This window comes from Cellulomonas sp. IC4_254 (genome assembly GCF_011603975.1).
GTDB lineage: Bacteria > Actinomycetota > Actinomycetes > Actinomycetales > Cellulomonadaceae > Cellulomonas.
Window position 1 is genome coordinate 22,350 of sequence record NZ_JAANNB010000010.1, and the last position, 15,338, is coordinate 37,687.

The 15,338-nt window shown below is 74.3% G+C and carries 12 protein-coding genes; all 12 read right to left on the bottom strand.

The features are described 5' to 3' along the window. Window positions 1–5 precede the first annotated feature (5 nt). On the bottom strand, window positions 6–1,436 hold the full coding sequence (pyk, locus tag G6556_RS02220; RefSeq protein ID WP_147793674.1) for a pyruvate kinase: 1,431 nt from the start codon (window positions 1,434–1,436) through the stop codon (window positions 6–8). Window positions 1,437–1,828: 392 nt separating this feature from the next. Then, complete coding sequence (locus G6556_RS02225; RefSeq protein WP_166938204.1) at window positions 1,829–3,310, bottom strand: glutamate synthase subunit beta; 1,482 nt, start codon at window positions 3,308–3,310, stop codon at window positions 1,829–1,831. Next, window positions 3,303–7,871: a glutamate synthase large subunit gene (gene gltB, locus G6556_RS02230; protein WP_166938206.1), complete on the bottom strand. Its 4,569-nt coding sequence runs from the start codon at window positions 7,869–7,871 to the stop codon at window positions 3,303–3,305. Before gltB ends, G6556_RS02225 begins: the two co-directional genes overlap by 8 nt. A gap of 164 nt (window positions 7,872–8,035) precedes the next feature. After that, window positions 8,036–8,908, bottom strand: a complete 873-nt coding sequence (lgt, locus tag G6556_RS02235) for a prolipoprotein diacylglyceryl transferase (RefSeq protein ID WP_166938208.1) — start codon at window positions 8,906–8,908, stop codon at window positions 8,036–8,038. A 93-nt stretch (window positions 8,909–9,001) separates the two neighbouring features. Further along, window positions 9,002–9,823: a tryptophan synthase subunit alpha gene (trpA, locus tag G6556_RS02240; RefSeq protein ID WP_166938210.1), complete on the bottom strand. Its 822-nt coding sequence runs from the start codon at window positions 9,821–9,823 to the stop codon at window positions 9,002–9,004. Then, entirely contained in the window at window positions 9,820–11,094 is a 1,275-nt protein-coding gene (gene trpB / locus G6556_RS02245; RefSeq protein WP_166938231.1) for a tryptophan synthase subunit beta, read from the bottom strand. Before trpB ends, trpA begins: the two co-directional genes overlap by 4 nt. Window positions 11,095–11,213: 119 nt before the next feature. Next, a complete protein-coding gene (trpC, locus tag G6556_RS02250) occupies window positions 11,214–12,029 on the bottom strand; it encodes an indole-3-glycerol phosphate synthase TrpC (protein WP_166938212.1) in 816 nt (271 codons plus the stop codon). Between the two features lie 291 nt (window positions 12,030–12,320). Beyond that, complete coding sequence (locus G6556_RS02255) at window positions 12,321–12,998, bottom strand: DUF4190 domain-containing protein (protein ID WP_205692901.1); 678 nt, start codon at window positions 12,996–12,998, stop codon at window positions 12,321–12,323. Window positions 12,999–13,109: 111 nt separating this feature from the next. Next, the gene (locus G6556_RS02260; RefSeq protein ID WP_346774674.1) at window positions 13,110–13,547 is read right to left on the bottom strand and encodes a DUF2752 domain-containing protein; all 438 of its coding nucleotides are present in this window, start codon (window positions 13,545–13,547) and stop codon (window positions 13,110–13,112) included. A 1-nt stretch (window position 13,548) separates the two neighbouring features. Beyond that, window positions 13,549–14,106, bottom strand: coding sequence for a DUF4190 domain-containing protein (locus G6556_RS02265; RefSeq protein ID WP_166938216.1), 558 nt, complete (start codon window positions 14,104–14,106; stop codon window positions 13,549–13,551). 133 nt (window positions 14,107–14,239) lie between these two features. Next, complete coding sequence (locus G6556_RS02270; RefSeq protein WP_240933507.1) at window positions 14,240–14,563, bottom strand: HGxxPAAW family protein; 324 nt, start codon at window positions 14,561–14,563, stop codon at window positions 14,240–14,242. A gap of 97 nt (window positions 14,564–14,660) precedes the next feature. Beyond that, on the bottom strand, window positions 14,661–15,338 hold a 678-nt coding region (locus tag G6556_RS02275; protein WP_166938218.1), incomplete at its 5' end, for a Trp biosynthesis-associated membrane protein.

A 15,338-nucleotide genomic window follows, 5' to 3' on the forward strand; every position in this document is an offset into this window, starting at 1 on the left:
GTGCGTCAGGCCACGCGGCCCGAGGCGTCGTCGCCGATCTTGTGCACGATGATCGAGTTGGTCGACCCGACGACGCCGACCGGCGTGCCGGCCACGACGACGACGTAGTCGCCCACCTCGGCGAGGCCCTGCGCGCGCAGGGTGGACTCGACCTGCTGGACCATCGCGTCGGTGTGCTCGACCTGCGGCACCTCGTACGTCTGCGTGCCCCAGCTCAGCGACAGGGTGTTGCGGACCGAGGTCTGCGGGGTGAACGCCAGCAGCGGGATGGACGAGCGCAGGCGGGACATGCGGCGCGCGGAGTCGCCGGACTGCGTGAAGGTCACGAGGTACTTCACGCCGAGGGTCTCGCCGATCTCGGCCGCCGCGCGGGTGATCGCGCCACCGCGGGTGTGCGGGGTCGAGCCGAGCGGGGCGATGCGCTCCCGGCCGAGCTCCTCGGTCGCCTCGATGATCCGCGCCATGGTGCGCACGGTCTCGATCGGGTACTCGCCCACGGAGGTCTCGCCGGACAGCATGACCGCGTCGGCGCCGTCGAGCACCGCGTTGGCGCAGTCGGACGTCTCGGCGCGGGTCGGGCGCGGGTTGTTGGTCATGGACTCGAGCACCTGGGTGGCGACGATGACCGGCTTGGCGTTGCGGCGGGCCAGCTCGACCGCGCGCTTCTGCACCAGCGGCACCTGCTCCAGCGGGAGCTCGACGCCGAGGTCGCCGCGGGCGACCATGATGCCGTCGAACGCGTCGACGATCTCGGCCAGGGCCTCGACGGCCTGCGGCTTCTCGACCTTGGCGATGACCGGGACGACCCGGCCCTCCTCCTCCATGATCCGGCGCACGTCGTCGTAGTCGGCGGCGTTGCGGACGAACGACAGCGCGATGATGTCGGCGCCGACGCGGAGGGCCCAGCGCAGGTCCTCCTCGTCCTTCTCGCTCATGGCGGGGACGGACACGGCCACGCCGGGCAGGTTGATGCCCTTGTTGTTGGAGACCGGGCCGGCCACCTCGACGCGGGTGACGACGCGCGGGCCCTCGACGGCGGTGACGCGCACGAGGACGCGGCCGTCGTCGATCAGCAGCGGGTCGCCCACGCGGGCGTCGCCGGCGAGGCCCTTGTGGGTCGTGGAGACGAGCTCCTTGGTGCCCGGCACGTCCTCGGTGGTGATGGTGAAGGTGTCACCCTCGTTGAGGTAGTGCTTGCCCTCGACGAACCGGCCGAGGCGGATCTTCGGGCCCTGGAGGTCGACCAGGACGGCCACGGAGCGGCCGGAGGCCTTCGCGGCGGCGCGCACGTTGTTGTACACGCGCTCGTGCACCTCGGTGTCGCCGTGGCTGCGGTTCAGCCGCGCCACGTCCATCCCGGCGTCGACAAGGGCCTGGATCTGCTCGGCGGACTCCGTGGCGGGGCCGATGGTGCAGACGATCTTCGCTCTACGCATGGGGGAAAGCCTAGGCCTTTCGTGACAGACGGTTCGGACCGAACGTCCTGGTGGGCCCAGCCTGCCGGGACGTGCGCGGTGATGGTCTACGGACGCAGCGCCACGGTGCTCGCGGTGAGGCGGAGCAGGCAGGGCGGTGCTGCCAGACAGGTCAGAGTCTACGGCCGCGCGGGCACCGGGACCCGCCCCCGCCGCACCGGAGCCGCCGGGCCGCCCGCGACGGGGGTCGTCCCCCGCGTGCGCGCCGGGACCTGGGTCCCAGAGTTCGGGTGACGTTCGGCGGCCCGTCGCCCCGCGATCACCCGCCGGACCTCCGCGGCGCGCCGGGGCCCGCGCACGGCGACGCCCGCCCGGCCGCGAGGGCCGGGCGGGCGTCGGGGGCTCGCGACGGGTCAGGCGCGCAGCGCGACCGTGCCGGCCGTGACGGGCGCGGGCAGCTCGGTGCTGCCGCCCAGGTAGGTGTCCACCGCCGCGGCGGCGGCACGGCCCTCGGCGATCGCCCACACGATGAGCGACTGGCCGCGGCCCGCGTCGCCGGCCACGAACACGCCAGGGACGTTGGTCGCGAAGTCGTCCGACCGGGCGACGGTGCCGCGCGGCGTCAGGTCGACGCCGGCCTGCCCGACCAGGTCCTCGGTCTCCGGGCCGGTGAAGCCCATCGCGATGAGGACCAGGTCGGCCGGGATGTCCCGCTCGGTGCCGGGGGTCGGCACGCGGCGGCCGTCGGGCTGGTACTCGGTGGTCGCGAGCCGCAGGTGCGTCACGCGGCCGCCCTCGTCGCCCAGGAACGCGACGGTCGACGCGAGGTAGTCGCGCCGGCCGCCCTCCTCGTGCGAGGACGACACCTCGAACAGCACCGGGTCGGTCGGCCACGGCGCGTTCGCGGGCCGCTCGGTGGGCGGCTGCTTGCCGATGGCCAGCGTCGTGACGGACGCCGCGCCCTGGCGCAGGGCGGTGCCGACGCAGTCCGAGCCGGTGTCGCCGCCGCCGATCACGACCACGTGCTTGCCCGCCGCGTCGATGGCGTCCGGGACGTCCTGGCCGGCGACGAGCTTGTTCGACCGGGACAGGTACTCCATTGCCGGGTGGATGCCCGCCAGGTCGCGCCCCGGCAGCGGCAGCTCGCGCGGCACGGTCGAGCCGGTGGCGACCACCACGGCGTCGTACCGGGCCCGCAGCTGCGCCCAGGTGATGTCCCGGCCGATCTCCACGTTGGCCCGGAACCGGGTGCCCTCGGCGGTCATCTGCTCGAGCCGGCGGTCGATGTGCCGCTTCTCCAGCTTGAAGTCCGGCACGCCGTACCGGAGCAGGCCGCCGATCGCGTCGTCCCGCTCGTAGACCGCGACGGTGTGCCCGGCGCGGGTCAGCTGCTGGGCGGCCGCGAGCCCCGCGGGGCCCGAGCCGACCACGGCGACGGTGTGCCCGGACAGGCGCTGCGGCACCTGCGGGTGCACCAGGCCCCGGTCGAAGGCCTCGTCGATGATCGAGACCTCGATGTTCTTGATCGTCACCGCGGGCTGGTTGATGCCCAGCACGCAGGCCGACTCGCACGGGGCCGGGCAGATCCGGCCCGTGAACTCCGGGAAGTTGTTCGTCGCGTGCAGCCGCTCGATCGCGTCGGCCCACTGCCCGCGCCACACCAGGTCGTTCCACTCCGGGATGAGGTTCCCGAGCGGGCAGCCGTTGTGGCAGAACGGGACGCCGCAGTCCATGCAGCGCCCGGCCTGCCGGTGCAGCAGGGTCGCCGCCTGCGGGTCGTCCTGCGCGCTGCGGTGCTCGTGCACCTCGCGCCAGTCCAGGAGCCGCAGGGGCACGGGACGGTTGGCGGGCAGCTCGCGCTCCCGCACCTTCATGAAGCCGCGGGGGTCAGCCACGAGCCACCTCCAGGATGCCCTCCCACACGCCGGGCGCGCTCGGGTCGAGGCCGTCGGCCTCCGCCTTCGCCAGCGCCGCGCGGACGCGGGAGTACTCGGTCGGCCGCACCCGGGTGAACCGGGCACGGGTCGCCGCGGGGTCGGCGAGGAGCTCGGCCGCGACGCGCGACCCGGTCTCCTCCGCCTGGCGCCGCAGCAGGTCGGTCACCAGCGCCGCGTCCTCGTCGTCGAGCGGGTCGAGACCCAGCTCGCCGGCCGCGACGGCCTGGACGTTGACGCGCTCGGGCTTGAGGTCGAGCACGTAGGCCGTGCCGCCGGACATGCCCGCCGCGAAGTTGCGGCCGGTCCGGCCCAGCACCAGGACGGTGCCGCCGGTCATGTACTCGCAGCCGTGGTCGCCCACGCCCTCGACGACCAGCGTCGCGCCCGAGTTCCGGACGCCGAACCGCTCGCCGACGACGCCGCGCAGGAACATCTCGCCCGACGTGGCGCCGTAGCCGATCACGTTGCCCGCGATGACGTTGTGCTCGCCGGTCAGTACCGCGTTCCGGTCGGGCCGCACGACGATCCGGCCGCCGGACAGGCCCTTGCCGACGTAGTCGTTCGCGTCGCCCTCGAGCCGCAGCGTGATGCCGCGCGGCACGAACGCGCCGAACGACTGGCCGGCGGACCCGGTGAGCGCGACCTCGATCGTGCCGTCCGGCAGGCCCGCGCCGCCGTACCGGCGGGTGACGTCGTGGCCGAGCATCGTGCCGACGGTCCGGTTGACGTTGCGCACCGGCAGCTCGATCCGGACCGGCCGTGCGTCCTCCAGGGCGTCCGCCGCCATCGCGATGAACTGGTTGTCCAGCGCGCGGTCGAGGCCGTGGTCCTGGTCCTGCACGTGGTGCAGGGCGGAGCCGGGCACCGGCTCGGGGACGGCGAGCACCGGCGTCAGGTCGAGGCCCTGCGCCTTCCAGTGCTCGACGGCCTTGCGGGAGTCCAGCAGCTCGACGTGGCCGACGGCCTCCTCGATGCTGCGGAAGCCCAGCTCGGCGAGCAGCTCGCGCACCTCCTGCGCGATGAACTCGAAGAACGTCACCACGAACTCCGGCTTCCCGGTGAACCGGGACCGCAGGTCGGGGTTCTGCGTCGCGACGCCCACGGGGCAGGTGTCGAGGTGGCAGACGCGCATCATGATGCAGCCCGACACGACCAGCGGCGCCGTCGCGAAGCCGAACTCCTCGGCGCCGAGCAGCGCGCCGACGATCACGTCGCGACCGGTCTTGAGCTGGCCGTCGACCTGGACCACGACGCGGTCGCGCAGGTCGTTGAGCACGAGGGTCTGCTGGGTCTCGGCCAGGCCGATCTCCCAGGGCGTGCCGGCGTGCTTGAGGCTGGTCAGCGGCGAGGCGCCGGTGCCGCCGTCGTGGCCCGAGATGAGCACGACGTCGGAGTGCGCCTTGGCCACGCCCGCCGCCACGGTGCCCACGCCGAACTCGCTGACGAGCTTGGTGTGGATCCGCGCCCGCGGGTTCGCGTTCTTGGCGTCGTGGATCAGCTGCGCCAGGTCCTCGATCGAGTAGATGTCGTGGTGCGGCGGCGGCGAGATCAGGCCGACGCCCGGCGTGGAGTGCCGGGTCTTCGCGACCCACGGGTACACCTTCGGGCCGGGCAGCTGACCGCCCTCGCCCGGCTTGGCGCCCTGGGCCAGCTTGATCTGGATGTCGTCCGCGAACGTCAGGTACTCCGACGTCACGCCGAACCGGCCCGACGCGATCTGCTTGATCGCCGAGCGCCGCTCGTGGTCGTGCAGCCGGTCCGGGTCCTCGCCGCCCTCGCCGGTGTTCGACTTGGCGCCGAGCCGGTTCATGGCGATCGCGAGCGTCTCGTGCGCCTCCGCGGAGATGGAGCCGTACGACATCGCGCCGGTGCTGAACCGCTTGACGATCTCGCTGACCGGCTCGACCTCGTCGATCGGCACGGGGGTCCGCTCGCCGGTCTTCAGCTCGAGCAGGCCGCGCAGCGTCATCAGGCGCGACGACTGCTCGTTCACCCGGTGGGTGTAGTCGCGGAACACGTCCATCTGCCGCGTGCGGGTGGAGTGCTGCAGCCGGAACACGGTCTCCGGGTCGAACAGGTGCTCCTCGCCGTCGCGGCGCCACTGGTACTCGCCGCCGGTCGCGAGGCGGCGGTGCGCCAGGCGGTTGCCGTTGGCCGGGTACGCGTCGTTGTGCCGCGCCGCGACCTCGGCCGCGATGACGTCCAGGCCGATGCCCCCGAGCCGGCTGGTGGTGCCGGTGAAGTACCGGTCCACGAGCGGCTGGGACAGGCCGATGGCCTCGAACACCTGGGCGCCGCGGTAGGACGCGATGGTCGAGATGCCCATCTTGGACATGACCTTCAGGACGCCCTTGCCGAGCGCCTTGATGAGGTTCTTCACGGCCTGCTCGGGGGTGACGCCCGGCAGGTAGCCGTTGGTCGCGAGGTCCTCGACGGTCTCCATCGCCAGGTACGGGTTCACCGCGGCGGCCCCGTAGCCGATCAGGAGCGCGACGTGGTGCACCTCGCGCACGTCGCCGGCCTCGACGACCAGCGACACCTGGGTGCGGGTGTGCCGGCGCAGCAGGTGGTGGTGCACCGCCGACAGCAGCAGCAGCGACGGGATGGGCGCGCGGTCGGCGTCGGAGTCCCGGTCGGACAGCACGAGGAAGCTCACGCCGTCGGCGATCGCCTGGTCGCACTCCGCGAAGATCTCCTCGAGCCGCTGCTCGAGCGCCTCGCCGCCGCCGGCCGCCCGGTACAGGCCGCGGACGATCGTCGACCGGAACACACCCGCCATCGCGGGGTCCTTGTCGATCTTGACGATCTTGGCCAGGCCGTCGTTGTCCAGCACCGGGAACGGCAGCACGAGCTTGCGCGCGTGCAGCGGGGTGTCGTCCAGCAGGTTCGGCTCGGGGCCGATCGCGCCGCCGATGGACGTGACCAGCTCCTCGCGGATCGCGTCCAGCGGCGGGTTCGTCACCTGCGCGAACATCTGGGTGAAGTAGTCGAACAGCAGCCGCGGCCGCTGGGACAGCACCGCGACCGGGGTGTCCGAGCCCATCGCGCCCAGCGGCTCCGCGCCCGAGGCGCCCATGGGCGTCAGGAGGATCTTCAGCTCCTCCTCCGTGTACCCGAAGGTCCGCTGCCGGCGGCGCACGGAGGCCGACGAGTGCGCGATGTGCTCGCGCTCGGGCAGCTGCTCTAGGTAGACCGAGTTCTCCCGGACCCACTCGGCGTACGGCCGCTGCGCGGCCAGCTGCGCCTTGACCTCGTCGTCCTCGACGATCCGGCCCTGGTTCGTGTCGACCAGGAACATCTTGCCGGGCTCCAGGCGGCCCTTGCGGACGATCGTCGCCGGGTCGAGGTCGAGCACGCCGGCCTCGGAACCCATGACGACCAGGCCGTCCTCGGTCACCCAGAACCGGCCGGGGCGCAGGCCGTTGCGGTCCTGCACCGAGCCGATGAGGGTGCCGTCGGTGAACGTCATCGCCGCCGGGCCGTCCCACGGCTCCATCAGCGACGCGTGGTACTCGTAGAACGCCCGCCGCGCGGGGTCCATCTGCGCGTGGTTCTCCCAGGCCTCCGGGATCATCATCATGATCGCGTGCGGCAGGGAGCGGCCGCCCAGGTGCAGCAGCTCGAGCACCTCGTCGAACGAGCCCGAGTCCGAGCCGCCCGGCGTGCACACCGGCAGCAGCGGAGCCAGGTCGCCCAGCAGGTCCGACTGCAGCGTGCCCTCGCGCGCCGCGACCCAGTTCCGGTTGCCGCGCACCGTGTTGATCTCGCCGTTGTGCGCGATCAACCGGAACGGCTGCGCGAGCGGCCAGGACGGGAACGTGTTGGTGGAGAACCGCGAGTGCACCAGCGCGATCTCCGAGGCGTACCGCGGGTCCGACAGGTCCGCGAAGAACGGCTCCAGCTGACCCGTGGTGAGCATGCCCTTGTAGGACAGCGTCCGGGCGGACAGCGACGCGAAGTACACGCCGAGCTCGCGCTCGGCCCGCTTGCGCAGCCGGAAGGCCCGGCGGTCCAGGTCGATGCCGGCGAGCTCGCGCGACGGGTCCGCCACGACGAGCTGGCGGAACACCGGCATGGACGAGCGCGCGGTCGGGCCGACCAGGTCGGCCGTCACCTGCACGTCGCGCCACGCCAGCACGTCGAGCTTCTCCTCGGCCGCGATCGCCTCGACGGCGCGCACCGCGACGGCGCGCTCCTCCTCGTCCTGCGGCAGGAACGCCATGCCGATGGCGTAGCGCCCGGCCGGCGGCAGCTCGGCGTCGACCACGTCGCGCAGGAACGCGTCCGGGATCTGCGTCAGGATGCCGGCCCCGTCGCCGCTGTTCTCCTCCGCACCGACCGCGCCGCGGTGGTCGAGGTTGAGCAGGGCGGTGAGCCCGGCGTCGACGATGTCGCGACCGGGGGTACCGCGCAGCGTCGCGACGAACGCGAAACCGCAGGCGTCGTGCTCGGCAGCCGGGTCGTACAGACCCTGCTGCTGCACGGGAGAAGCACCGGGACGCACAGGCGACGCGGGCATCAGCACCGTCCTCACGGACCCGGGGAGCGGGCCCAGGTAGAGCAATGGGGGGGGAGGCTGGGACGTCATCGGCCCGGGCTACAAGTGTGGCGACGATACCTGCCGGAAACACAGGCGCTCACATCGCGAGAAAGTGAGGTGGGTCACACGGGCGTTCGCCGCGGTCAGCGGGCCGTGCCGTGCTCCGCCACCTCGTCGTCCTGCGTCTCGGTCTCGCGCAGGAGGGGCGTGGTCTCGCGTCCAGGATGACGACGTCCGACGACCACGAACGCTACCAGCGCCCCGAGGAGCACGATGATCGACGTCCAGACGTTGAGCCGGAACGGGCCGATCATCTGCGCCGGGTCGATCCGGACCAGCTCGATCCAGAGCCGGCCGGTCGTGTAGACGATCACGTACAGCCAGAACGCCCGGCCGTGGCCGAGCCGCAGCCGCCGGTCGAGGTAGATGATCAGCGCGGCGCCGGCCAGGTTCCACAGCAGCTCGTACAGGAACGTCGGGTGGAACAGCGTGCCCGACTCGTAGCCGGCCGGCAGGTGCGCGTCGTCGATCCGCAGGCCCCAGGGCAGGGTGGTGGGGCCGCCGAACAGCTCCTGGTTGAACCAGTTGCCGAGCCGGCCGATCGCCTGGGCCACGAGGAGGCCCGGCGCCAGGGCGTCCGCGAACACCGGGAACGACACCCCGGCACGCCGGCAGCCGATGTACGCGCCGACCGCGCCGAGCGCCACGGCGCCCCAGATGCCCAGGCCGCCCTCCCAGACGTACAGCGCGCGCACGGGGTCGCCGCCCGCGCCGAAGTACGCGTCCGGGCTGGTGATCACGTGGTAGAGCCGGCCGCCGACGATACCGAACGGCACCGCCCAGAACACGATGTCGAGCACCTGCTCCGGGTCCCCGCCGCGCTCCTTCCACCGGCGCTGGGTCATGAGCACCGCCACCACGATCCCGGCGAGGATCGCGAGGGCGTAGGCGCGCAGCGGCACGGGGCCGAGGTACCAGACGGCCTGCGGCGGGCTCGGGATCGCGGCGGGGATCATCACACGGGCACTGTATGCGACCTGGGCGCGGACCCGGACCGGGGGTCCGCGCGCAGGGCGACGCGGCGCCGCCCGGCGGGGCCCCCGGGCGGCTCAGCGGGCCGTGCGGACGCCCTCGGCGAGCCCCGCGGCGACGGCCGCGACCGCCTCCAGCCCGGCCTCGCGCGTCGCGGCGGCCGCGAGGGCCCGCACGAACGCCGAGCCGACGATGACGCCGTCCGCGTACCGGCCGATGTCACGCGCCTGGTCGGGCTGCGACACGCCCAGCCCGACGCACACGTGCTCGGCGCCGGCCGCGCGGGTGTCGGCGACCAGCTGCTCGGCGCGGGCGCCGACCGTGGTCCGCTCCCCCGTCACGCCCATCGTCGACGCCGCGTACACGAACCCGCGGGACGCCGCGGCGGTCATCGCGAGGCGCTCCGGGGTCGACGACGGCGCGACCAGGAACACCCGGTCCAGGTCGTGCTCCTCGGACGCGGCCAGCCAGTCCTGCCCCTCGTCGGGGATGAGGTCCGGCGTGATGAGCCCCGCACCGCCCGCGGCGGCCAGGTCGCGCGCGAACGCGTCGACGCCGTACCGCAGCACCGGGTTCCAGTACGTCATGACCAGGACCGGGGCACCGGTCGCGGCGATCCGCTCCACCGCGCCGAACGCGTCCCGCACCCGGGTGCCGCCGGACAGCGCGACGTCGACCGCGTGCTGGATGACCGGGCCGTCCATGACCGGGTCCGAGTACGGCAGGCCGAGCTCGATCACGTCGACGCCGGCCTCGACCATCGCCACGGCCGCGCGGACCGAGCCCTCGACGTCCGGGAAGCCGAGCGGCAGGTAGCCGACCAGCGCGCCGCGCCCCTCGGCCTTGAGCCGGTCGAGGGTGGCGCCGGTGCGGGACGTGGTCGCCTGGACGTCGCTCACAGCTGCTCCCCCTCGTCGGCCTGCACGACCGGCTTGTCCTCGATCAGGTCGAACCACGCCGCCGCGGTCGCCACGTCCTTGTCCCCGCGCCCGGAGAGGTTCACCAGGATCACCGGCTCGCGGCCGTCCGGGGTGTCCCAGGTCGCGACCTCGCGGCCGAGCTGGATCGCCCCGGCCAGGGCGTGCGCCGACTCGATGGCCGGGATGATGCCCTCGGTCTGGCAGAGGACCCGGAACGCCTCCATGGCTTCGGCGTCCGTCACCGGGCGGTACTCGGCGCGGCCGATGTCGTGCAGCCAGGCGTGCTCGGGGCCGACGCTCGGGTAGTCGAGCCCGGCGGACACCGAGTGGCTGGGCAGGGTCTGGCCGTCGTCGTCCTGCAGCAGGTACGACTTCGTGCCCTGCAGCACGCCCGGCGACCCGCCGCTGAACCGCGACGCGTGCCGGCCCGAGGAGATCCCCTCGCCGCCGGCCTCGAAGCCGAACAGGCGCACCGACGGGTCGTCGAGGAACGCGTTGAAGATGCCCATGGCGTTCGAGCCGCCGCCGACGCAGGCCGCGACGGCGTCCGGCAGGGCGCCGATCTCCTCCGCGAGCTGGGCCTTCGCCTCCTCGCCGATGATCTTGTGGAAGTCGCGCACCATCTCGGGGAACGGGTGCGGGCCCGTCACCGTCCCGAGCAGGTAGTGCGTGGTGTCGACGTTCGCCACCCAGTCGCGCAGCGCCTCGTTGATCGCGTCCTTGAGCGTGCGGGAGCCGATGGTCACCGGGACGACGGTCGCGCCGAGCAGCCGCATCCGCGCGACGTTGAGCGCCTGGCGCTGGGTGTCCTCCTCGCCCATGTAGACGACGCACTCGAGGTCGAGCAGCGCCGCCGCCGTCGCGGTGGCCACGCCGTGCTGGCCGGCGCCGGTCTCGGCGATGACCCGGGTCTTGCCCATCCGCTTCACCAGCAGGGCCTGGCCCAGCACGTTGTTGATCTTGTGCGAGCCGGTGTGGTTGAGGTCCTCGCGCTTGAGGAACACCCGGACGCCCGGCGCGACGTGCTCCGCGAACCGCTTCACCTCGGTGAGCGGGCTCGGCCGGCCGGTGTAGGTGCGGTGCAGCCGCGCCAGCTCCGCCGCGAAGGCGGGGTCGGCCGACGCCTTGTGGAACTCCGTGTCGAGCTCGTCCAGCGCGGCGATCAGCGCCTCCGGCACGAACCGGCCGCCGAAGTCCCCGAAGTACGGCCCGGCGTGCGTGGCCAGCGGCCCGCCCGGGCTGCTCGTCACCTGCGGACCCGTGCGTCCCGTCGTCACCCTGGTGCTCCTCGTGGTTCGTGCTGCGGGGCCGCGCTGCGGCGCGGCCGCCCTCGCTGGGGTCGGTCCGGCCCCGGGGGCCGGGCCGGTGGCTACTGCCGGACCGCGCGCAGCGACGGGTGCGCGCCCGCCGCCACCAGGTCCGCGACCGACTGCCGCGGCGCGTCGTCCGTCACCAGCGCCTCGCCGACCAGCACGGCGTCCGCGCCGGCCCGGGCGTAGTCCATGACGTCGTGCGGCCCGCGCACCCCGGACTCGGCGACCTTCACGACGTCGGCCGGGATCGCCGGGGCGACGCGCGCGAACGTGCCGCGGTCCACCTCGAGCGTCTTGAGGTCCCGCGCGTTGACGCCGATGACCCGCGCGCCGGCGTCGACCGCCCGCACGACCTCCTCGGCGTCGTGCACCTCGACCAGGGCGGTCATGCCCAGGGAGTGCACGCGCTCGACCAGCGAGGTCAGCACGGTCTGCTCCAGCGCGGCGACGATGAGCAGGACCAGGTCCGCCCCGTGCGCCCGCGCCTCCCACACCTGGTACGGCGTGACGACGAAGTCCTTGCGGAGCACCGGGATGTCGACCGCGGCGCGCACGCTGTCCAGGTCCGCCAGGCTGCCGTTGAACTTCCGCTGCTCGGTGAGCACCGAGATGACGGTCGCGCCGCCCTTCTCGTACTCCGCGGCGAGCGCGGCCGGGTCGGTGATGGTCGCGAGCGCGCCCTTGGAGGGGCTGGACCGCTTGACCTCGGCGATCACGGTCACGGCGTCCTCGAGACGCAGCCGCGCCACGCAGTCGATGGCGCCGGGCACGCGCGCCGCGCGCTCCTTGAGCTCGGCGAGGGGCGTGGCCGCCTCGCGCACCGCGAGGTCCTCGCGCACGCCCGCCACGATGTCGTCCAGCACGGTGCCCATCGGCGTTCCTTCTCCCCCGGATCGGCGGCGGCGCGCCTCAGGGCACGGGAGCCGGCGGGGCTCCTCGGCGGGACCGGCCGCGGCTGACCACCGTGACGCGGGTCTCGTCCGACCACCTCGGCCATCGTACGGGCGCCACGCACCACTCCCGACCACGGGCCAGCCGGTGGGACACGGTGCGCGTGCGGGCCCGCCGGCCGGCGCGCGGATTCGGTGGTTCCCGCCGGGTTCGGTGGCTCCAAGCACCGAACCCGGCGGGGACGTCCGAACCGGGCGCCGGGGCCGGGGAGCTCAGTAGCCGGAGTAGCCGGAGGAGCCGGACCAGCCGGTCATCGCGTCCGCGAACCCGATGAGGAAGAACACGACCCAGCCCGCGCACGCGATGGAGCCGATGATGAGGCCCGCCAGCGCGAGGCCGCCGTTGTTCGCCTCGCCGCGCTGCGCCGCCTTGCGGCCGAGGACGCCGGTGATGATCGCCGGGATGCCCGCGAACGGGCCGAGGCAGACGAAGGCCGCGATGCCCAGCGCGAGCGACCAGACGCCGAGGCCGTTCTTGGGGTAGCCGTACACCGGCACGTACGGGGCGCCGCCGTAGGGGGCCGCGGGGTACGCGGAGCCCGGGTACGCCGCCGGGTAGCCCGGGTCCTGGCCGTAAGGCTGCTGGCCGTACGGCTGCTGCGCGGCGTAGGGGTCCTGGCCGTACCCCGGCTGCTGCCCGTACGGCTGCTGCGCCGCGTAGGGGTCCTGGCCGTACCCCGGCTGCTGGCCGTACGGCTGCTGCGCGGCGTAGGGGTCCTGGCCGTACCCCGGCTGCTGGCCGTACGGCTGCTGCGCCGCGTAGGGCTCCTGCTGCCCGGCGGCCTGCGCGGCCTCGCCGGGCTGCTCCCACGTCTGCCGGTCGCCGCTGGCCGCGCCACCGGACCCCGGCTGCTCGCGGTACGGGTCCGTGGGCTGGTCGGGCGTGGTCACGGGCGGCCTCCTGGTGGGTGGATCGGCGCGCTGCGCGCCGGACGGCATCCTAGGGAGGACCCGGGGTACGCAGCGCAGCACTCGGCCGGGTTCACCCGCACGCCGAGGGCGTCAGGGCGCGAGCAGCCCGGCCCAGGCGGGGACGTTCCGGGCGACGCTGTAGAGCACGACGACGCCCGCCCCGGCGACCGCGACCCACGCGGGTGGCGCGGCGGCGCGACGGCCGGTGCGCAGCGCGCCCACCAGCCAGCGGGCCCACAGCCCGAGCAGCACGGGGACGAGCAGCACCCACAGGGGGTTCATCGCCCACGCACCCCCCAGGTCGCCGACGAGCAGGTCGTGGGTCCCCCGCAGGCCGCCGCAGCCGGCGCAGTACAGGCCGGTCAGCGCGTAGAGCGGGCAGGCGCCCCAGGACCCGGGCTCGTGCGGGTCGACCAGGACGAGCCCGAGCGCGGCGACGGCCGCCCCGCCCGCGACCAGCAGCGGCGCCCGGGCGGCGCGCAGCCGCGCGCGGGGCGCGAGGGTCTCGGGAGGGGCGGCCGTGGCCACGTCAGTACGTCGAGTTGTTGACGGTGTCGAAGTAGGCGGCCAGGCCTCCGGTCGCCGCCGCGATGATGAGGATGATCAGGCCGATCACCTGCAGGCCCGTCACCACCCACGACACGATGTACCCGGCGTTCGCGAGCGAGCCGTTGTTCGCCTCGCCGCGGGCCACGGCCTGCTTGGCCTTCGACCCGACGATGATGCCGGGGATGCTGGTGAAGATCGAGCACACGAAGAACCCGACGATGCCGAGCACCAGCGACCAGACGGCCAGGTTGTTCTTCGGGTAGAAGCCGGCCCCGTAGCCCTGCGCGCCGCCCGGGTAGGCGGGCTGGCCGTAGCCGCCCTGGCCGTACCCGCCGGACTGCGGGTAGCCGCCGCCCTGCCCCTGGTCGCCGCTCGCGTACGAGCCGTACTGCGGCACGCCGCCCTGGCCGGGCTGCCCGTACGGGTCGCCCGCGCCCGGCGTGCTGCCGGGCTGCTGCGGCGCGGCGCCGGACTGGTCGCCGGAACCCTGCCCGTCGGGGGCGGAGTACGGGTCCTGCGGCTGGTTCGGGGTCGACATGATCGGCTCCTCGTTCACTCGTGGTCTGGCGCGGCGTCCGCCCTGGTGGGCGGCTGTCCGCCGATCCCCACAGGTGTACCGGAGCGGGCGCGCGCCGTCCACCGCGTCCCGGTCGGTGACCGGCGGGCGGACCTCAGTGACCGCCGGTGCGGCGCGCCTTCTCGATCGTGTGCCGGCCGCCCTGGCCGTAGCCGATCACCTGGAGCACCTTGCCGACGACGACGCCGAGCAGGGCGACGGCGAGGCCGGCCCAGAACAGCCACATGAGGCCGAAGATCAGGCCGAGCGCGCCGGCCGTCGAGCCGATCAGCACGACGATCGTCGTCGTCCAGGCGGCGGTGGTGTGCCCGTGGTTGGTCGGCGGCGCCTTCGGCGGCAGCCGCAGCGTCTCCGTCCCCGGGACCTGCTGGGCACGCCCGGTCACGACGCCGGAAGAACTGAGCGACTGCTCGACCATCGTGGAACACCTTTCATGACTGTGTGTCGCAAACCCTAGCGGACCCCGGCGGCCTGCTCAGGTCGGGCGCGCGGCTCCCGGGGCGGGCGCCCCGGGCTCAGGTGGGGTCGTCGCCGCGGGTCAGCGCGTCCCAGGTGGTGCGCTCGTCGGGCGCGGCGTCGCCGCTCGCCGACGCGGTCCCGGAGCCGGCGCCGGCCCCGCCCGCGGCGGCAGGACCGGTCGACGCGCCGGTCCCGGCGCCCGCGCGCTCGTACCGGTCGGTCGGCGCGACCCAGCTCGCGGACGCCCGGGCCAGGCCGACCGCCGCGACCACGACGAGCACGCCGACCGCGGCCGCGAGCCACGGCCACGCGGCCACCTGCACCGCGCCCGTGAGGTTGGACACGCCCGTGGCGTCCGCCGCGGCGCGCTCGGCCGTCGCCGTCGCACCCGCCGGCGCGCTCAGCGCCGACGCCACGACCAGCGCGCCCGCGGCGGCCACCACGACCACCACCACCCAGCGGCCGACCCGGCCGACCAGCCCGAGCGCGCCCGCCGCGGCGAGCAGCACGAGCGCGGCCGCGACCAGCCCCGGCGCGGCGGTGGTGCCGCGGACCGTGATCGCCACGGCGTCGCCGAGCGCGTTGGCCCCGGTGGCCGTGATCCACACCGGCAGCGCGGTCAGCGCGACCAGCCCGGACAGCAGCAGCAGGCCGAGCACCCACCGGCCCCGGCGCCCGCGGGCGCGCGGTGCCGTCGCCGGCTCCGCTCCCCCCGCGGCGGGTCCGGTCCCGGG